Below are 18,899 nucleotides of genomic sequence, written 5' to 3'. Positions count from 1 at the left end.
TTGCATGTTTTTACTGATTTAGATTGTAATTAGAAGAGAACTATAAAATGGATATGGATATTACAACAAAAACTTTTGATGATCGTGACGAATTTAAGCGTAAAAGCATCGCTGAGAAAGCTATTAAGCTTTTAAAGTCTGATATAGATATTTCACCAACGGTCATTGACGGTAGTTGGGGCACAGGTAAGACTGAATTTTGTCATAAACTTATTAATCTAATGAAAGAAGATAGTACACACAATATAATTTATATTGACGCTTTCAAAGCTGATCATGTTGATGAGCCTTTGATGACTGTACTAGCAGAAATTATTAAAATATTGCCTGAAGGTCCACGTAGAAAGGCTTTTATAAATAGAGTATTGCCAGCTGTACGTTATACTCTTAAAACAGTAGCTAAGGCTGGTATTTCTCATCTTTTAAGACAAGACTTTACGGATATTATAAACGATTTCGATGAGGTGATTCAGAAAGTAGCTGATGATTCAATCGACAAAACAGCAGAGCTAATACTTAAAGATCATGTGGAAGCAGAAAAGAGTTTACAAACATTGCAAACTACTCTAACAGCGATTGCATCTCAAAATCCTATCGTTATATTTATAGATGAACTTGATCGTTGTAGACCAAACTTCGCAGTCGATATGCTTGAGATAATCAAGCACACGTTCGATGTTGAAGGTGTTAGCTTTGTACTTATAACTAATACCCAGCAGTTGAGAGCTTCTATAAATCATTGTTATGGTCAGGCAGTTGATGCACAACGCTACTTAGATAAGTTTATAAAGTATAGATTTGAACTATCTTCTCATGCCGATAGAGTGTCAGGTTCACCTACTTTAGCAGCAGGCTATCACTTTGTCTCTCTTATAGAAGAAAAGGGCTGTCTACCTGAAAGTTTGTTGGCATCATCTTATTTTAAAAGCGCTATTTATCATTTGATTCAGCATCAAAATCTTTCGCTTAGAGAAATAGAGACATTGGTTTTACATATACAGATTGTGCAAAGTCTTTCTAATTCAGAGGTTTTTGTTGAGCGCCGTTATATCGGTCACACATTATTAAAACTGATTGGCATTATGCTAGTTTGCTACCAGCCTGCATTATTGAGACAAATTAAAAGAGGTAACATTGACGCTAAAACTCTAGGTGAGTTTTTAGGGGTAGAGAAAACCCCTTTTCTTGAGGAAGGAGGAAACACACGTCCAGAGGTTTTCGAATTTGTGATGTTTGTGCTTGGAAGAGATTGTAATAAAAACACTCAAAACTATGTTGTATCGGAAGACCAGCAGAAAAAATGGGCTTCATACATGAAACATTATTATTTCATGGATGAAATTCCATATACTAAAAGAGCAATTGGCCAAATTATAGAAGTAGCAAATATAATGGCTTTTGAATGACCCGTAAATTTGAAACTTAGAAGCGAAGAAACTACAAAGCACTGCTTCGTCCGAGTGTAAGACGAAAGCTCTTGCCGAGGGACGAGGCACGCATAAATCGTTAAAGAAAACCGTCCCACGCCCCGCATATTTGCCCATCTTTAAAGAACCCAAATCTAGAGGCTAATCTTTTTGCTTTTGTGGCCTTCACTCCTTAAAATATCGCCCAACATACCAACAAATAAATACTGAACTTTTATGATCAATCAAACCATTGCTAACGCCGAACGCGAACTATATCTAACACTACTGGAGCTGGCGCAGCAGCAACCAAGCGCTTATGAGTGGCTCAAGCAATTACCAACGTGGCTGGGTGATATAAAAGACAAAGCCAACTATGCGCACGCGCCAGCTTACCAAGCGGCGGTGGCGCGTTTGCCAGAACTAACCGTTGATAATGTCGACCTAGACAATGATGTGTTGACGATCGAGGCAAGTCTGAGTGAGTCTCAGCGCAAACAAATAGTAGCGCTATTAAAACAGCTCATGCCATGGCGCAAAGGGCCGTTTCAAATTGGCGGTCAAACTGGCGATGATGAGTCAGGTATTCAGATTGATACTGAATGGCACAGTGATTGGAAATGGCAACGGGTCGTACCGCATTTGGGCACGCTAAAAGGTCGGCGCGTGCTCGATGTCGGTGGCGGCTCTGGGTATCATGGTTGGCGTATGGCAGGCGCTGGTGCGGATACGGTCATTATCGTTGATCCGTCATGTCTGTTTTATCATCAGTTTATGGCGATTCGGCATTTTATTGGCGCAGCTGACGCTTATCGAACGCACTATATTCCTGTACCGCTAGAGGCATTGCCTGCCAGTAGCGACCAAGGCAGTCAGCTATTTGATACGGTATTTAGCATGGGAGTGCTGTATCATCGTCAGTCACCGTTTGAGCACTTGCAACAGCTCAAAGGGCAGCTGGTAAAAGGCGGTGAATTGGTACTTGAGACGTTAGTGATTGATGGGGATACTAATACCGTACTTGTACCACATGATAGATATGCGCAGATGAATAACGTGTATTTTTTGCCATCGGTGGCGGCGCTTATTGGCTGGTTAGAGAAGGCAGGATTTAGCGATGTGCGCTGTGTCGATGTGGATGTGACTACAATTGAAGAACAACGAGCAACCGAGTGGATGACGTATCAATCGCTCGCTGATTTCTTAGATCCTAATGATCACACCAAAACTGTTGAAGGCTATCCTGCGCCGAAGCGCGCGACCATCATTGCCAAGAAGTAAATTCGATTTTACAGCCGCAACGCTAACAGTGCTGATTATATCAGCCATTTTTTAAAAGCGACTTCTAATAATATCTTGAATATAAAACCCACGAAGCCTGCGCCTAATGCCAAAAAAATCCAAAAAGTACCTGCGCGTCCTGCCTCAGATTTTTTGGAGATATCCCAAACAATAAAGAATAAAAAAGCAATAAAGATCGGTAATAGGACATAGAGTCCCCAACTGGTGACGGTACTGGCGGCAATGGCAAACATGGTTATGTCCTGTATCAGGCAAAGTTAGTCATAAGAATCTGATTTGTGACGCATTATAGCGCGTAACTATACTGATATGAGCATCACAGCACTGCGATACAACAGGAACGCTATAAACAATACGACCAGCTGGTCATCTAAATTCATAATATGTTTCTATCGAAAACAGAGATATTACCGAAAATACTAAGGTTATGGTCTAAGTCTAACAAATAAAATGTGACGTTCTTTTTTGCAATAAAGATGCAATCGACTCTAAAGGTTGTTATATTTACGAGTTACTCGTCTTTTGCTCCTTTTATCTTATTTTTTATCTGAGTTTATAGTCTTATGTCACAAGCCCAAATCGATACGTTAGTCCAATTGTTTGACGTCGCAGCGCAAAGTTTAAAAGACCAAGGCGTCTTGCCTGCTGATTGGCACAATAACAGCCAAATCACTCGTACCAAAGATACTGCTCACGGCGACTTTGCCAGTAATATCGCCTTGAGTGCGGCAAAAGCGGCTAAGAGTAATCCACGCGCATTGGCGCAAAGTATTGTCGATGCTTTGCCTAGCAACAAAGACATTCGCCAAGTCGATATCGCAGGACCTGGTTTTATCAACGTGTTTTTAAATAGCGATGCTAAATTTGCGGTGTTAAATGATATTTTTACTCAGCAAGATCGCTTTGGTCTCAGCGAGCAGTTTAAGGGTCAAAAGGTGCAAGTTGAGTTTGTGTCTGCCAATCCGACCTCAAGCTTGCATGTCGGGCATGGACGCGGAGCGGCATTTGGTATGAGCGTGGCAAACTTGTTAGAGGCCGTGGGTTATGATGTGACACGCGAGTATTATGTCAATGACGCGGGTCGGCAGATGGATATCTTGGCGACCAGTACTTATTTGCGTTATCTGCAAGCTAATCGCGAGACAGTTGTATTTCCATCGAACGCTTATGTCGGTGATTATGTCCGCGATATCGCAGAGGCGCTCAAAGTAGAACATGGTGATAGCTATGTTCATGATTTTGCCGATATTGTTTTGGACGTGCCTGCAGACGCGCATTATCAAACCGACGAAGCAGGTGAGCAGGAGCTACTGTCAGGTGATAAAGAAGCGCACATTGATGGCCTCATTGCTAATAGCAAAGCATTACTTGGTGATAACTATGCGCTGTTTTTGGACGCCGCTCTAAATGGTATCTTGGCGGATATCAAGGACGATCTCAATGACTTTGGCGTGCGTTACGAGTGCTGGTTCCATGAGCGCTCTATCGATGCCGATATAGAACCTGTACTTCAGATATTAGATGACAAGGGTTATCTATACGAAAAAGACGGCAATATCTGGTTTAAATCCACAGACTTTGGCGATGAAAAAGATCGTGTTGTGCGCCGCGCTAATGGTCAAACTACGTATTTTGCCTCAGATATTGCTTATCATAAGAACAAGTTCGATCGTGGATTTGATAAAGTCATTAACGTTTGGGGCGCTGACCATCATGGTTATATTCCGCGCGTGAGAGCGGCGCTGCTTGCTCTAGGAATCGATGCCGATCGCCTCGATGTGGTATTGGTACAGTTCGTTGCCCTGTGGCGCGGGGACGAAAAAGTGCCCATGTCATCGCGTAAGGGCGAGTTTGTGACCTTGCGTGAGCTACGAAGCGAGGTCGGTAACGATGCCGCGCGTTTTTATTATGTGGCGCGTAAGCCTGAGGTACACGTTGATTTTGACTTAGAGCTTGCCAAATCGCAAAGCAAGGACAATCAGGTCTATTACATTCAATATGCTCATGCCCGTATCTGTCAGGTACTAGAGAAGTTGCGAGTCAGCGGTCTGAGCGTCGATGATGCTATGGGTGTACAGCAACAATATCTGCTGACATCCCCAAGTGAAGAGGAGCTAATGAAGCTGCTCGCCGCTTACCCTGCGACGCTTTTACGTGCTGCAACCGGTTACGAGCCGCATATGATGACCAATTATCTCAAAGAGCTGGCAGCACTGTACCATGGCTGGTATGTCACCAATCGGATCTTGCCACTAAGCTTGACATCGGGTGCGATACCAAGTCAGGACGAGCTTGATATGATGCAGGCGCGTCTGCACTTATCCAAAGCCGTTAGACAAGTACTGGCAAATGGACTAGGACTGCTTGGTTTATCAGCACCAACTAGCATGTAGTCTTGCTATATACCTAAATCCATAAAGAATTCAGCAAGCGCCCTTGCACTTGTTGATATAATGCCATGATATAAGACTCGTTGCTAGAGAATCGCTCAGGAGAAGATCTATGTTAGCTAAAAAACCAAGAGGCGCCACAGAAAAGCGCAAATCAAGTAGCGCATCAGGCTTATTGTGGATGCTCGTTGGGGCGATATTGACGCTGATGATCGGGGTGTTTTTGTACTTATCACCGTTGTTTGACTTTAGTCCGACTGATAGCACGGCAGGCTCCGACCCTGACCGTCAAGTACAGCCACGTGTGGATACCGATACCGATAATAGCGACTACGAGTTCTATGACATCTTGCCTAATCAAGAGATGGCGACTATACCAGACGAGGACTTAGGTGAGATTGATGGTCAGACTGGCAACATTAACGAGTTTGAGCCAGACGTCGTAGTCAACCAGCCTGAAGATACCTCAAGCCCTACAGATACGGGCAATTTTGGCATTGCTGAGAGTACGACAAGAGAACCTAGCCGTAGCAATACTGATACGGCTGATAATGACATTGTTATCATTGAAGAAAACACTACTTACGATGGTACGCCGCCCGCTAATAATACGACCTCTAATAGAGCGGCTGAAACGGGTACGGCAAGTGTACAACGAGCTGCGCCTGCGGCCACTTATATCCTACAAATTAATAGCTTTGGTAATGCCGATGAAGCTGATCGCCGCCGTGCACAAGTACTCATGGCAGGGGTAGATGCTAGAGTCGTCAAAAATACAACGGGTAATGGCTTACCTATCTATCAGGTTATCTCACGACCTATAAACAATAGACAAGCGGTTGCAAGCGCTCAGCAGCGTCTGCAAAATAACGGCATTGATTCTATTATCGTAGAGCAGCGCCGTTAGGGTGATCATAGTCCATTCAATCTAAAAGCGTCAATACGGCGCTTTTTTTTATCCTCTTTTTTTGACTTATTTTTTATCGAGAGTATGACTATGACTCTATCACCTTCAGCTGCGCCGCCTAGCACTATCAAAGCTTTTTTTCAAAAATACTTTATCGATGCTTTTACGGGCATGGCACTCGGGTTGTTCGTGACTCTCATTGCAGGCCTTATTATCTCGCAGATTGGTGGCTGGCTTAACGTGCCCGCATTAGTCGCTGTTGGCAAACTGGCCTCTATTTTGATGGGTGCAGGTATCGGTGTTGGCATCGCTTATTATCTCAAAGCGCCAACACTCGTTATGCTCAGCTGCCTAGTCGCCGGTATGCTAGGCGCGCATTCTGAAGCGCTGATGGCAGGTACTTTATTTACCCCGCAAGTCGGCGGACCTGCTACTTTTATCGCACTGCCAGGTAATCCGATAGGGGCGTATTTGACCACGGTCTTTGCTTATCGTGCTGGCAACTGGATCGCTGGCAAGACCAAGCTAGATATCTTGCTAGTGCCATTACTAGTGTGTGCGGTTGCGCTCGCGGTCTGTGCACTACTCAACCCACCCGTGGTCGCGGCGGTCAATGCCATTGGACAGGGCATTCAAGCCGCTACGGAGTTGCAACCACTGCTTATGGGGATTGTCATAGCCGTCGTCGTTGGTATTTTATTGACCTTACCGACGTCAAGTGCGGCAATTTGTATTGCGATTGGCTTAGGCGGGTTAGCAGGCGGAGCTGCGGTCGTTGGCTGCGCGGCGCACATGATTGGCTTTGCGGTCGCAAGTTTCAAAGATAATGGCTTTAGTGGTGTCATCTCACAAGGTCTTGGCACAAGCATGCTCCAGATTCCAAACGTCCTCAAAAAGCCTTTGATATTATTGCCTGCCGTTGTCGCTAGTGCTGTCGTGGGTCCTGTTGCGACGGTCGTCTTTGAGCTAGCTTGCACCGCGACAGGGGCGGGCATGGGTACGGCTGGATTGGTTGGCGTATTCGGCGTGATTGAAGCCTCAAAAGAGATTATGAGTAGTGCTCAGATGTGGACGGCTATTATCTTGTTGATGTTTGTACTGCCTGCGGTTATCTCAGGACTTGTCGCTTATATGATGCGCCGTATGGGCTGGTTGGTCGCTGGTGATATGAAGTTGCCTTAGTGTTTTTTAACTTAGATATTTGTCATATATATTTTAGCTGTAGTCAAACATTAAACCCCAGCCATATTTAATGGCTGGGGTTTTTGTATAATAACTTGTGTACCTAAAACTGTCTGAGCTTAATCAGCTTTTCTATGAGTTTTGGCAGGTTTTTTACCCTTAAGTTTACGAGACAATTTATTAACATCGTTTAGCACATTGCTATAACGCGCTGGGAATACGCGCTGCAATGCATCTATCACTTTGGCGTCATTACCGATTAGGCAGCGTGGCTGATTGGTTGCCGCTGCATGCAAAATAATCCAAGCCGCTTCGCTGGCGTCAAACTTCAAAAACTTATTAAAACTTTGGATCGCTTTAGGTCCAGCACGCATACCGATGTCACTGATACTATTGTTGCCGCGTGCGCTATTGGCAATGTTGGTTTTGATACCGCCTGGGTGAATACAAGTAGTTGATACCCCGCTCTGCTGGATATCTAACTCTTGGCGCAGGCTTTCGGTAAAGCCGCGTACCGCAAATTTGCTCGCATTATAGGCCGACTGTGAGGGCTGAGCCGTCAAACCAAACAGACTTGAGATATTGATAATATGACCGTGCTCTTTAAACTGACGTGAGCTATTGTCTTGATTGTTGGCTTGGCTGTCATTGTCGATCTCACTCGCCTTTACGCTGTTTTTGATCAAAGGTAAAAACGCTTTAGTGCCATAAACGACGCCCCAAAAGTTGATATCCATTACCCACTCAAGCTCGCTAATGCTACTGCCTTCTACCGTTGAGTACAGAGCGACACCTGCATTGTTAAAGATGAAATTTACCTTGCCATGATCGCTCATAACTTCATCCGCCCAAACCTCGATCGCTTTATTATCTGAGACATCTAGCGTAGTGGTGGTGACTTTTATATCATAACCCACAAGCAGATCTTTGGTTTGCGTTAGTTGCTCGGCATTGATATCCGACAACGCCAGATGACAGCCCATCTGCGCTAAATGAAGCGCTAGCTCGCGCCCCATACCAGAGCCTGCTCCCGTGATAGCGGCCACGTGATTTTGATAATAAGGGGCAATGTCTTGCTCTTGGTTCGATGAAAAAGGCAGGTGCTGACGAAGCGAGTTTGCGATAGCGGTAACGTTGTTAAGCATGATGAACAGTCCTTTGTATGATAGATAATGGTCGTGCAAGATTCTAAGGGATAATATAGTAGGTTCACAATAAAAGAGAGACGACTTTTAAGGCCGCGCCACTGCTATTTATTTTTTTGCTTGCTGTGTCTATGCTGACAGAGGCTGCAAAAAACAAATGTCAGTCGCATTGTATCGTTCTTTGTATTGGATTGACTATAGAACAAAAGTTGCGATTATAGACTCGCTACCTTAGCATAATTTATGATCAGCACTCACAAGGATTCATAAACAACGCTGTCATTTTATAATAAGCGCTGACAATAGAGTAAAAAACAAACAGTAGGTCATAAAAAAGCGCTTAGCTTATGCTAAACGCTTCTTGATAATTAAATATACGAGTATGACGATAAATTAAGCGATTTTAGGTATTTTACCTTCGTTGATCACTTCTTCATCTACCATGACTGTTTTGGCGTTTTTCATTGATGGTAGCTCGTACATTGTCTCAAGCAAAGCATTCTCAACGATAGAACGTAGACCGCGCGCGCCCGTTTTACGCTCCATCGCTTTTTTGGCGATAGCATCGAGTGCCTCATCAGTGAAGCTAATGTCAGCACCTTCCATATCGAACAGATATTTGTACTGCTTAACGAGAGCATTCTTAGGCTCTGTCAAAATCTGTTTAAGGGCTTCTTCATCCAGCTCTTTTAGCGCGGCAAGTACAGGCAAACGACCGATTAGTTCTGGAATGAGACCAAATTTAATCAAATCTTCTGGCTCGACTTGTTGAAGCAGATCTGAGCTACGCGCACTGTCGTCTTTTGAGCTGACATCTGCATTGAAGCCAATACCGCCTTTTTCAGTGCGCTGCTGAATGACTTTATCTAAACCTGCAAACGCGCCACCAACGATAATAAGGATATTGCTAGTATCGACTTGAATCAGTTCTTGCTGTGGATGCTTACGACCACCATGTGGCGGGATAGCAGCGACCGTACCTTCGATGAGCTTTAGAAGCGCTTGCTGCACGCCTTCGCCTGATACATCACGGGTGATGGACGGGTTATCGCCTTTTTTGCTAATCTTATCAATCTCATCGATATAGATGATACCTTGTTCCGCTTTACTGACATCATAGTCTGAGGCTTGGAGTAGCTTTTGTACGATGTTTTCAACGTCTTCACCGACGTAACCAGCTTCGGTTAGCGTCGTGGCATCTGCCATCGCAAACGGTACATCAAGCAGACGTGCTAACGTTTGCGCCAGTAACGTCTTACCAGAACCTGTTGGACCGATGAGCAAGATATTACTCTTTGCCAGTTCAACCATCGCATCATCAGCGCCAATCTTGGCCTTTTTGCTATCACGAGCCAAAGTTTGGCTGACTTTAAGACGTTTATAGTGATTATAAACGGCGACCGCTAACGCTTTTTTTGCTGAGTCTTGTCCAATAACATACTCATCAAGCTTGGCGCGTAGCTCTTTTGGCGTTGGTAGTTTTTTGTTGACCCACGAGGTATCAATCTCACTATCGTCATCAGTCTCGACATCGCTATCGGCTATTAGATCTGTACATAGCTCAATACATTCATTACAGATATTGGCATCGTCAGCAGCAATAAGCTGTTTGACGTCACTTTTGGCTTTTCCGCAAAACGAGCAGTGCGGGGTCTTGTCATCTGCCATATACAGGTGCTCCTAAAATCTTACTGTGCTGGTTTAAAAATAATCGTTAAACGACGTTCGGCGAGTTACTTAACAGTAGCTGTCTAAGTAAGCTATCTAAGTAGAAACTACTTTTTTAGATCAGTAGGGCGACGCTCTAGCACTTCATCGACTAAGCCGTATTCTTTGGCTTCCTTGGCATCTAACCAATAATCACGCTCAACATCTTTTTCGATTTTTTCTACCGGTTGACCCGTACGCTCAGCCAAAATCTCGTTTAAACGCGCGCGAGTTTTTAAGATCTCACGAGCATTAATCTCGATATCGGTCGCTTGACCTTGCGCGCCACCTGAGGGCTGATGGATCATCACCCGAGCATTGGCTAGGGCATAACGTTTGCCGCGCTCACCCGCTGCGAGCAAGAACGAACCCATGCTATAGGCGCCGCCCATACAGATGGTCGAGACTTCGGGTTTAATGAAATTCATGGTATCAAAGATAGCAAGACCCGCACTGACAGAGCCGCCTGGCGAGTTGATATACAGATGGATATCTTTATCAGGGTTTTCGGCTTCTAAGAATAACAACTGCGCGACGATTAGGTTGGCCATATGGTCTTCGACTTGACCCGTCAAAAAGATAACGCGCTCACGAAGTAGACGTGAGAAAATATCAAATGAGCGTTCGCCGCGTGCGGATTGCTCAACGACCATAGGTACGAGAGCTGCTTGCTGCACTGAGTGAGAGCTGCTTTGAATGTGTTGTGCTTCGGTGTGAGCACTCATCAACATATCAAAGTGAGGATTGGCAGTAATGCGATCATAATCTGTCATAAAAGATCCTATTTATAAGTCTATTAAATGATAAGCACTAAAATGAATGAAAGTATAATAACTTTTTTGTATTCGTAATAGTGGTGTAATCCTGTGAAAATATAAAATGATTCCCTATTAATAGGGCGCGTATGCTCAGTTATCAAGGGCAGGATCAACAAGAAGTTTAATAAAATGATAATAAAAATGCCCCAACAGATCATGTTAGGGCATTTTGAATGACTAAAAGTAAGAGCACCAATTAATGGCAAACTGCTTAACTACATCGCTTGCTGCTGCTGTTGCTGAGCAGCTAGTAGGTCTTGGTAGCTGACTTCTTTGTCAGTGACTTTGCCTTGCTCAATCAGATAGTCAACGACTTGATCTTCTAGAACGACAGACTCGATGTTAGCGCGTTGCTGCTTGTCATTGGTGTAGTACTCGATGACCTCAGACGGATCTTCGTAGTTCTCAGATGCCTCTTTAATGAAGCTCTCAACGCGGTCTTGATCGACTTCGATATTTTTAGTGTCGATAACGCGAGCGACGATGATGCCTAGACGAGCGGCACGCAATGCTTGTTCTTCAAACAATTCGTTCGGTAGCATGTCTTTATCAAAGCTATCCGCGTTCGCACCGAACTGCTGAGAGAAGCGCTGCATCATCATGTTGCGCTGACGATCGATCTCTTGCTCTAGCATCGCACTTGGCACGTCAAACTCATTTTTTTCTAGCAAGGCATCAAACGTTGCTTGCTTGACTTGGCTACGCGCAGCGTTTTTGATTTCGCGTTCCATGTTTTTACGTACGTCGTCTTTTAGTTTGTCAACGCCGCCTTCCTTAACGCCAAATAGCTCAAGGAACTCGTCATCAATCTCAGGTAATTTTGATTTTTCGACCAGTTTTACGTTGATTTTGAACTGAGCTTCTTTGCCTGCCAAGTTTTCAGCTTGATAGTCTTCTGGGAAAGTTACGTCGATGGTTTTCTCTTCGCCCGCTTTCATGCCTTTGATACCATCTTCAAAACCTGGAATCATCTGACCACTACCGATGACCAATTTAAAGTCCTCAGATGAGCCGCCTTCGAACTTTTCGCCATCCATCGTGCCTTCAAAGTCAAAGGTCACTTGATTGTCTTTTGCCGCTTTGCCTTTTTTCTCAACGAACTCTTGGCGCTGCTTTTGCAAGTTTTCAATCATTGTATCGACGTCTTCTTCATTAACGCTTGCGGTATGACGCTCAACTTCAATCTCATCAATACCTTGTACGTCAACTTCTGGGAAGATCTCAACAGTCGCTTGATACACCAAGAAATCGTCTTCTAGTTTGACATCATCAATATTTGGCATGCCAACCGCGCGGATGTCTTCAGACTTGATCGCTTCAAACACAGTATCACGGATCACATCGTTGATCACTTCTTGTTGAATGCCAGCACCATATTGCGCGCGGATATGTGACATCGGGACGTTACCTTTACGGAAACCGTCGATCTTGGCAGTTTTTGCCACTTGGCGAATACGGCCTTCGACTTTGTTTTGAATCTTTTCGACAGGAACTTTGACCGTCAGCTGCGTCTCTTTATTAGATAGCTTGTTGGTTGTGACTTGTAGATCTGTAGCCATGTTAATTACACCTTTAGGATTAAAATAAGAGTAGACCATCATGCCTCACTAGTAAGTAGTGATGACCATGATCGCCGTTGGAATAAATAGGGGATAGCGTTACCAAAATGAGTATCATGAGCAATCGCCAATGACACTAGATGCACCATCAAATATTAAGTATTGCTTGCTAAATAGCTTAATTATAGAACTTTTTGCTCAATTATTAAGACAGATAGCGTTTTTAAACAAAATTTAAAAGTAGAACAGTATAATCTATCTGCTAATTAAAGTAAAAGTTATCTGTTTTTAGAATCAAATAGAACCTTTTATAGCGGTAATTGCGCTAATAGCTTATCAATAGCTTGACCACGATGACTGATTTGATTTTTAACAGCGGCGTCCAAGTCTGCCGCACTCGCCTGTAGCTCTGGTAGCCAAAACAGCGGATCATAACCAAAACCGCCAGCGCCACGCGGCGCGTCCAAAATCTCACCCTGCCATAATCCTTGCGCGATAATCGGCAGCGGGTCATCGGCGTGACGTACTAAAGCCAACACACAAACGAACTGCGCCCTGATAGCGGAGTCTGGGTTTTGCGCGCGTATAGGCTCTAGATTGGTAATGAGCTTGGCATTGTTATTGGCGTCGTTGCCATGCTCGCCGCCGTAACGTGCTGAGTAAATCCCTGGTGCATTACCGAGTGCTGGCACGCATAGTCCTGAATCATCAGCGATGGCTGGCAGGCCACTGATACGACTGGCATGACGCGCTTTGATAATAGCGTTCTCAACGAAGCTCAAACCGTCTTCAATCGCATCTTCAATACCCAGCTCGCCTTGCGGTATGATAGTGATATCTAAGTTTGCCTCAGTGAATAAGCGCTTAAGTTCAGCCAGTTTGCCTTTGTTATTACTGGCAAGAACCCAGTTATTATCGCTATCAATGTGATCATCGTTGCTGTGAGCTTGAGCCCATGAGTAAGGCGGCAAGTTTATATCAGTCATAAAAGTATCTCTTTATTGTTCATTTATAAGTTTAGTAAATTATGCGTCACTCATATAGCAAACTTGAGTCTATAACAATCGGTAACGGATATTCGCGTTAGCAGTTGTTATACTAGCCATAAGCTACTGTGAATGTTAGCTTATAACTGAAGATTTATGCACAATGCTTAAATCTTTTAGTTTTGATTACATTATATTTAGAGGCTTTTTTAAGTGTCTTTTAAATTTATAATTTTGAGCGAAAATTCATTACAATAAACTCAGCCAATTTAGCTTCTCTATGGTGTCAATCAGCCATGGGCTAAAAACAGCAAGGATAAAATAATTATGTCAAACATTACACTACCTGATCTACCCTATGCAAAAGACGCACTAGAGCCGCACATCAGCGCAGAGACGCTAGAGTATCATCATGACAAGCATCATGCAGCTTACGTGAACAAGTTAAAAGATTTGCTACCAGGTTCTGGCTACGAAGATAAGACCTTACCAGAGATCATCGAAGGTACTGCTAAAGATGATAGCAAGCAGACTATGTTCAACCAAGCCGCGCAAGTGTGGAACCACACGTTCTACTGGAATTGCATGACGCCAGACAATGGCGGCGGTGAACCTACTGGTGATTTAAAAGGTAAAATCGAAGAAGATTTCGGTAGCTATGACAAGTTCCGTGAAGAGTTCAAAAATGCTGCAACCTCACAGTTTGGTTCAGGTTGGGCATGGCTAGTGACTGATAAAGTCGGTGGCAAGCTCTCTATCATGAAGACTAGCGACGCGGATAACCCTTTAGCGCATAATAAAGTTGCGGTATTGACTTGTGATGTATGGGAGCATGCGTACTACATAGATTATCGTAACCGTCGTCCTGATTATGTCGATACGTTCCTAGACAAGCTTGTGAACTGGGACTACGCCAACGCAAAATATAAAGGTCAAGAAGCAGGCAACGAAGGCCGCTCGTAAGACTTAAGATTTTGATTCATAAAAAAGGACGCCGTGAGGTGTCCTTTTTTTTGGGTTGGATTAGCTACTATCTAATGCTTTTTCCTCCAACTTTTTCGAAATAAACTTACCTTGATCCAATACTTTACTTGATTTATCATCTAAAAATTTTTGGTAAATGTGATTTAAAGTACTTTAATTCAAACGCCCCTCACTAAATGTATCTAGACTTGATTGTAGCTCACACCAATTAGCCTTATAGTTGGTATAAATCTGCGCGTCAATATTCACTGGAATGTCATCATCGAACAATGCGATAGCCAATTCTATTTGCTCAAGTGGCGCATCTTTAACGCGAAACCCTAAGCTTGAACCACACTCTATGCAAAACGTACGAATCGTGCCATTCGATGCGATAAACTCTTTAAGTAATGATTTGCCTGATAGCCACCTTAAACCTTGTACACTAACCAAAGTTCCAAAGGCAGCACCATGAAATTTACGGCACATTGTACAGTGACAGTTTGCAACTTGTTCATCAAAACCTGTTACAGAGAACTGAACTTCCCCGCATAGACAAGAGCCTTTGTATTCTATACTCATATTGACTTATTCCTTGCTATACAGCAGTTTTTTGAACCATTAAATGGTGGGTTGCGCTGCGCTAACCACACCCTACGCGACTACTATCAATCTTAATTAACCAAAATCCAACCGCTATCCTCATCCATAACTGATTCATCAAACACCCTTACAAACCCTTGCTTAACCAATTCGAAGCGCGAAAGCTGAGGTTTATTATCAATATTTATCACTGGCGCGTCTATCGGCATGATCGCTTGCCATTGTGACTCTTGCTTGTCTTTATCCGCTAATACAAAACTAAAAAACGCCGTATCACCTGCCATCATTCGTAAATCATCGACGACGAGTTGCGTACTTTGAGTAGAGTTATCATTGAGCGTTTGCGTTCGATAACCTATCCAATCACCTGAGAACCACTCTAAGCGTTTAGCGTGATGTTGATTGATTTGCGGTATTGTAGCTTTAATTGTTTGTGGGTCTTCATACCGCGTCAAGTAACGATATTCAGGTAAACGGCTATCGAGCACGCTACCGCGTATCTCAATCAAGCTATTTTGATCGTCTTCAGCCACTGTGCGCCACATCAGAATCGTCGGTAGCATCGGCATAGTTTTGATACGAGTGATGTTGTAGATATTAGCCGCCGCCAAAGTTTGCTTGGCTTGGTCTTGGGCGTAATATTTTAGACTTAGCGATAATAACAAGTAGCTACTGCTAACAACGAGCATCCAAACCGCGAAACGCTGACAATTCGCTAAGAGTCCTGACTTAAAAACACTTAGCTTACGACCCTTAACAAATCCGATAATCATCGCAATCAGTAGCGGAATGGTAAACAGCGGATCGATGATAAAGACGGAAGCGATGCTAAAAGGCGTGAGCGATAAAGACTCTTGTAACGGCCACAACAGTTGCGTGCCATATACCGTAAAGCTATCCAAAATAGGATGCGTGGTCAATGCTAAAGTCATGGAGAGTGCCAAGCGTTTACCTGAGTAGGGCAGTGGCATATCGCGCCATTGATGGTAGCGTAAAATAAGCCAAGAGCCGATTAGTCCGACAGCAGTCAAGACGATTAGCGAGTGACTAAAGCCGCGATGGTAGGTCATATTGCTAATCGGATCACCGTAGCGGATAAGCACGTCCAAATCAGGCAGCGTGCCTAGCATTGCGCCGTATAGATAGGCTTTGCGACCTTGATATTTACCGAGAATAGCGCCTTGTATGCTCGCGCCTAAGACGATTTGACTGAGTGAATCCATTGAATTTGGTGAGCTCTTTTGGAAGGTTGAGGATAAATTTCAATACGTAGTATTTGTAGGGTGCGGTTAGCGCAGCGTAACCTGAAAGCCGTAAAAAAGAGGCACTGCTTCGTTAGGCTTGCAAGGAAAATCCTTTAAATAGGATTTTCTATTAAAATTATATAAAACTAACCGCACCCTACGCGACCCTACAATACTTCAAACCCAAACTTACCTAACGCCTCTCTGAGCATCGCAATATTATAATACGCATGGGCATTGACGGTATTTTGAAAGAAGATGTAGAGCGTATCAAAATGCTCGCGCTGATTGGCAATGGTCTGTGCCCAGTCCTGCATTTCCGACTCGCTATAACGATAATCATGACGGTCGCTCGCACTCATTGCGCCCCACCAATCCAAATTATTGCCATGCATGCGCAAATACCCCGTACGTTCAGTAAATATTAAGCGCGAAGGTGGTAGACCGTTTACTTTTGGATAATCGACGCTACACCAAATCAGACCTTGCTCTTCAAAGCTATCGACGACTTGCGGGGTATGCCACGCACTATGGCGAAATTCGACCGCGAGCGGATAATCACCAAACCAGCTCACCAAATTGGCAAGATATAGCCGATGCGCGCGAGTACGATCAAAGCCGTGCGGGAACTGGAGTAATAACGGTGCTAGACAATCCGCTTCGATAAGTGGCGTAAGCGCATTCAAAAAAGCCTGTGCATGATCGCTAGTACCCTTACGCGCGTGCGTAAAGTCTTGATGGAGCTTGACGGCAAATTTGAGCTGGCTGTCCGTTTGTACATAAGCCTTATTGACCATACCGGCAAAGGCCTTTTGCCCGATAGGCGCATAAAAGGTGCTGTTTATCTCGACCGCACCGTACTGCTTGGCATATTCGCGCAAAAAGTCCGTTTTCTTAGTGCCTTTAGGATATAGCGTACCAAGTAAGTCGGTATCACTGTAGCCGCCAGTGCCGATATAAATGGTAGGTGTCAGATGACTGTCCATGTTGACCACTCTTTAATGATTAAGCTTTCGGTTTGCTACTTATAAAGTGGCTACTTATAAGGCTACTTTTTTCTAGCCCATAACCATTCTATAAGTGCCAGTAGTGCATTGTTATTATCGTCTGGTAGCTCACGAGTAATGGCTACGCGCCCATCGTCAAACAGCGACTGCGCATGATTTTTTGCGCTTTCGACACCCATCAATTTGACGTAAGTCGATTTGTCTAGTTTTTCATCGCTGCCAGCGGGTTTGCCTAGCGTATCCGTGCTGGTCGTCACATCCAAAATATCATCTTGCACCTGAAAGGCGAGACCGATATGCTGCGCGCAGTCTTGTAATGCCATGCGCTGCTCTGCGGTCGCACCCGCACAGATGCCACCCATCAGCATAGCGGCCTCTATCAGTGCGCCTGTTTTGTCACGGTGGATGGCTTCTAAATCCATTTGCGAGATAGTAGCGCTTGCCTCCGCATTGAGATCAAGCATTTGACCGGCTACCATCCGCCGCGCACGTGGCGCGAATACCGCTGACATCATACTGGCAAGCGTCGTATCAAAGGGTGCAAAAGTCGGCATCTCGGCAGTAAGCACTTCAAAAGCCAAGGTTTGTAATACATCGCCCGCCAGTAGTGCGGTGGCTTCATCAAAGACGATATGAGCGGTCGGCTGTCCTCGGCGCAGCTCATCGTCATCCATACAAGGCAAATCATCATGTACTAATGAATAGGTGTGCAACAGCTCTACCGCCAATGCCGCCCGTCTACACATGTCATAGCGCGAGTCATAATCTAAGATGGTCTCTAAGTTGCCATCTACTGAGTGAGGGTTGGTCAAATCTGTGCTTATAGAATTGCTATTTGCCGCCCTTGTATCTACTCCAACCTTATCTTCACAGATATAAGCAAAACTACTAGCGACTAATAAAGGGCGAACGAGCTTGCCTTGTCCCGTCATCACATAGCGACAAGCGTCTTCAAGTGGGCTTGGCAAATCAGCATAGGCAAATAGGGTGCTAATATCCTGCGCTAACTGTACGCGTAAAGCATTATGAAAAGTATCAAAGTTATTTAAGGGAACAAACTGAGGTATAAAAGACATAGGTAAATTCAATCACTAAGTAGATAGATATAAAACTGCCGCCGCTAGTGTAACATGATAGATATAAGGGTAAGTATGAGCGTTTTGACAAGGCTGTGTTTTAGGGGTTTGTATGTTCTGTATTCTAAGAATGTGACTAAATTTGGTTACGTATTGGTGATTTAATTTGTTCTTTGAATATGTTCTGATAAGAAAGTACTTGTAGTAAGATTTGGCCCTTTTGAGTTTATCAATAATTACTTCTAGTTTGTCGGTATTCAAATAAAGGACGTTAGTAGTCAAGTAAACACTCAATCTGGCTTTAAGAGTGACTTACGAGTGCGGTTTTAGCTTGTGACAGTTAGGGGCACAATCCCCTACACTAATTGACGGTACAAGCCAGTCAAAGTCAGTAGACACAAACATTTAATGTGAATTGTGTGCACTAAATAATAATATACAATCACGTCATACGCCAAAAATCCTACTTATCACTATAAGTGGGCTTTGATATTATTGGTCGTATTATTACTTCAATTATTAATAAGTGACTACTCGTTATCACCGTAGCATTTATTCAATAATTTTCATCATCCCGCTTTTAAACTTTAAACGTAGCAAGGAG

Annotated in this window: 16 protein-coding genes; 6 read left to right on the top strand and 10 right to left on the bottom strand. The window is 43.9% G+C overall.

The window, feature by feature from the left end:
• Nucleotides 1-47 precede the first annotated feature (47 nt).
• Together ACR64G_RS10800 and cmoB are read left to right on the top strand one after the other, a co-directional pair.
• Nucleotides 48-1,406 (top strand): KAP family P-loop NTPase fold protein, encoded by a 1,359-nt coding sequence (locus tag ACR64G_RS10800; protein WP_435979294.1) that lies wholly within the window; start codon nt 48-50, stop codon nt 1,404-1,406.
• Nucleotides 1,407-1,643: 237 nt separating this feature from the next.
• Nucleotides 1,644-2,687 carry a tRNA 5-methoxyuridine(34)/uridine 5-oxyacetic acid(34) synthase CmoB gene (cmoB, locus tag ACR64G_RS10795; RefSeq protein ID WP_435979293.1) on the top strand — a complete coding sequence of 348 codons (1,044 nt, stop codon included), beginning with the start codon at nt 1,644-1,646 and terminating at the stop codon, nt 2,685-2,687.
• Nucleotides 2,688-2,722: 35 nt separating this feature from the next.
• Here the strand turns inward: cmoB and ACR64G_RS10790 are convergent, their stop codons facing one another.
• Nucleotides 2,723-2,941 (bottom strand): DUF2788 domain-containing protein, encoded by a 219-nt coding sequence (locus ACR64G_RS10790; RefSeq protein WP_435979292.1) that lies wholly within the window; start codon nt 2,939-2,941, stop codon nt 2,723-2,725.
• Nucleotides 2,942-3,271: 330 nt separating this feature from the next.
• On the opposite strand from ACR64G_RS10790, the gene argS reads away from it, so the two are divergent.
• The 3 genes from argS to ACR64G_RS10775 all read left to right on the top strand — a co-directional run bounded on the left by argS (nt 3,272) and on the right by ACR64G_RS10775 (nt 7,187).
• Nucleotides 3,272-5,101 (top strand): arginine--tRNA ligase, encoded by a 1,830-nt coding sequence (gene argS, locus ACR64G_RS10785; protein WP_435979291.1) that lies wholly within the window; start codon nt 3,272-3,274, stop codon nt 5,099-5,101.
• A 109-nt stretch (nt 5,102-5,210) separates the two neighbouring features.
• Entirely contained in the window at nt 5,211-6,005 is a 795-nt protein-coding gene (locus ACR64G_RS10780) for an SPOR domain-containing protein (RefSeq protein WP_435979290.1), read from the top strand.
• A 90-nt stretch (nt 6,006-6,095) separates the two neighbouring features.
• The gene (locus ACR64G_RS10775; protein ID WP_435979289.1) at nt 6,096-7,187 is read left to right on the top strand and encodes a PTS transporter subunit IIC; all 1,092 of its coding nucleotides are present in this window, start codon (nt 6,096-6,098) and stop codon (nt 7,185-7,187) included.
• A 119-nt stretch (nt 7,188-7,306) separates the two neighbouring features.
• Here the strand turns inward: ACR64G_RS10775 and ACR64G_RS10770 are convergent, their stop codons facing one another.
• The 5 genes from ACR64G_RS10770 to rdgB all read right to left on the bottom strand — a co-directional run bounded on the left by ACR64G_RS10770 (nt 7,307) and on the right by rdgB (nt 13,402).
• The gene (locus ACR64G_RS10770; protein WP_435979288.1) at nt 7,307-8,332 is read right to left on the bottom strand and encodes an SDR family NAD(P)-dependent oxidoreductase; all 1,026 of its coding nucleotides are present in this window, start codon (nt 8,330-8,332) and stop codon (nt 7,307-7,309) included.
• Nucleotides 8,333-8,725: 393 nt separating this feature from the next.
• Nucleotides 8,726-10,000: an ATP-dependent protease ATP-binding subunit ClpX gene (clpX, locus tag ACR64G_RS10765; protein WP_435979287.1), complete on the bottom strand. Its 1,275-nt coding sequence runs from the start codon at nt 9,998-10,000 to the stop codon at nt 8,726-8,728.
• A gap of 107 nt (nt 10,001-10,107) precedes the next feature.
• A complete protein-coding gene (clpP, locus tag ACR64G_RS10760; protein WP_435979286.1) occupies nt 10,108-10,812 on the bottom strand; it encodes an ATP-dependent Clp endopeptidase proteolytic subunit ClpP in 705 nt (234 codons plus the stop codon).
• A 260-nt stretch (nt 10,813-11,072) separates the two neighbouring features.
• Entirely contained in the window at nt 11,073-12,416 is a 1,344-nt protein-coding gene (gene tig / locus ACR64G_RS10755; RefSeq protein WP_435979285.1) for a trigger factor, read from the bottom strand.
• Nucleotides 12,417-12,724: 308 nt separating this feature from the next.
• Nucleotides 12,725-13,402 carry an RdgB/HAM1 family non-canonical purine NTP pyrophosphatase gene (gene rdgB, locus ACR64G_RS10750; protein ID WP_435979284.1) on the bottom strand — a complete coding sequence of 226 codons (678 nt, stop codon included), beginning with the start codon at nt 13,400-13,402 and terminating at the stop codon, nt 12,725-12,727.
• Nucleotides 13,403-13,729: 327 nt separating this feature from the next.
• Between rdgB and ACR64G_RS10745 the strand changes: the two genes are divergently transcribed.
• Entirely contained in the window at nt 13,730-14,365 is a 636-nt protein-coding gene (locus ACR64G_RS10745; protein WP_435979283.1) for a superoxide dismutase, read from the top strand.
• A gap of 174 nt (nt 14,366-14,539) precedes the next feature.
• Here the strand turns inward: ACR64G_RS10745 and ACR64G_RS10740 are convergent, their stop codons facing one another.
• From ACR64G_RS10740 to ACR64G_RS10725, 4 genes are all read right to left on the bottom strand, one after another.
• Complete coding sequence (locus tag ACR64G_RS10740; RefSeq protein WP_435979282.1) at nt 14,540-14,947, bottom strand: GFA family protein; 408 nt, start codon at nt 14,945-14,947, stop codon at nt 14,540-14,542.
• Between the two features lie 92 nt (nt 14,948-15,039).
• Nucleotides 15,040-16,191 carry a metal-dependent hydrolase gene (locus ACR64G_RS10735; RefSeq protein ID WP_435979281.1) on the bottom strand — a complete coding sequence of 384 codons (1,152 nt, stop codon included), beginning with the start codon at nt 16,189-16,191 and terminating at the stop codon, nt 15,040-15,042.
• A gap of 188 nt (nt 16,192-16,379) precedes the next feature.
• Complete coding sequence (locus ACR64G_RS10730) at nt 16,380-17,198, bottom strand: DUF72 domain-containing protein (RefSeq protein WP_435979280.1); 819 nt, start codon at nt 17,196-17,198, stop codon at nt 16,380-16,382.
• Between the two features lie 62 nt (nt 17,199-17,260).
• Entirely contained in the window at nt 17,261-18,295 is a 1,035-nt protein-coding gene (locus tag ACR64G_RS10725) for a polyprenyl synthetase family protein (RefSeq protein ID WP_435979279.1), read from the bottom strand.
• Between the last annotated feature and the right edge of the window lie 604 nt (nt 18,296-18,899).

The organism is Psychrobacter sp. DM4 (genome assembly GCF_051307035.1).
GTDB lineage: Bacteria > Pseudomonadota > Gammaproteobacteria > Pseudomonadales > Moraxellaceae > Psychrobacter.
The sequence above is the reverse complement of the archived record's forward strand: the minus strand, read 5'-3'. Positions and strand labels throughout refer to the sequence as shown.

Bases quoted from the DNA above. Each gene is read 5' to 3' on its own strand.
- ACR64G_RS10800 (WP_435979294.1), top strand. From the start codon at position 48: ATGGATATGGATATTACAACAAAAACTTTTGATGATCGTGACGAATTT.
- cmoB (WP_435979293.1), top strand. From the start codon at position 1,644: ATGATCAATCAAACCATTGCTAACGCCGAACGCGAACTATATCTAACA.
- ACR64G_RS10790 (WP_435979292.1), bottom strand. From the start codon at position 2,941: ATGTTTGCCATTGCCGCCAGTACCGTCACCAGTTGGGGACTCTATGTC.
- argS (WP_435979291.1), top strand. From the start codon at position 3,272: ATGTCACAAGCCCAAATCGATACGTTAGTCCAATTGTTTGACGTCGCA.
- ACR64G_RS10780 (WP_435979290.1), top strand. From the start codon at position 5,211: ATGTTAGCTAAAAAACCAAGAGGCGCCACAGAAAAGCGCAAATCAAGT.
- ACR64G_RS10775 (WP_435979289.1), top strand. From the start codon at position 6,096: ATGACTCTATCACCTTCAGCTGCGCCGCCTAGCACTATCAAAGCTTTT.
- ACR64G_RS10770 (WP_435979288.1), bottom strand. From the start codon at position 8,332: ATGCTTAACAACGTTACCGCTATCGCAAACTCGCTTCGTCAGCACCTG.
- clpX (WP_435979287.1), bottom strand. From the start codon at position 10,000: ATGGCAGATGACAAGACCCCGCACTGCTCGTTTTGCGGAAAAGCCAAA.
- clpP (WP_435979286.1), bottom strand. From the start codon at position 10,812: ATGACAGATTATGATCGCATTACTGCCAATCCTCACTTTGATATGTTG.
- tig (WP_435979285.1), bottom strand. From the start codon at position 12,416: ATGGCTACAGATCTACAAGTCACAACCAACAAGCTATCTAATAAAGAG.
- rdgB (WP_435979284.1), bottom strand. From the start codon at position 13,402: ATGACTGATATAAACTTGCCGCCTTACTCATGGGCTCAAGCTCACAGC.
- ACR64G_RS10745 (WP_435979283.1), top strand. From the start codon at position 13,730: ATGTCAAACATTACACTACCTGATCTACCCTATGCAAAAGACGCACTA.
- ACR64G_RS10740 (WP_435979282.1), bottom strand. From the start codon at position 14,947: ATGAGTATAGAATACAAAGGCTCTTGTCTATGCGGGGAAGTTCAGTTC.
- ACR64G_RS10735 (WP_435979281.1), bottom strand. From the start codon at position 16,191: ATGGATTCACTCAGTCAAATCGTCTTAGGCGCGAGCATACAAGGCGCT.
- ACR64G_RS10730 (WP_435979280.1), bottom strand. From the start codon at position 17,198: ATGGACAGTCATCTGACACCTACCATTTATATCGGCACTGGCGGCTAC.
- ACR64G_RS10725 (WP_435979279.1), bottom strand. From the start codon at position 18,295: ATGTCTTTTATACCTCAGTTTGTTCCCTTAAATAACTTTGATACTTTT.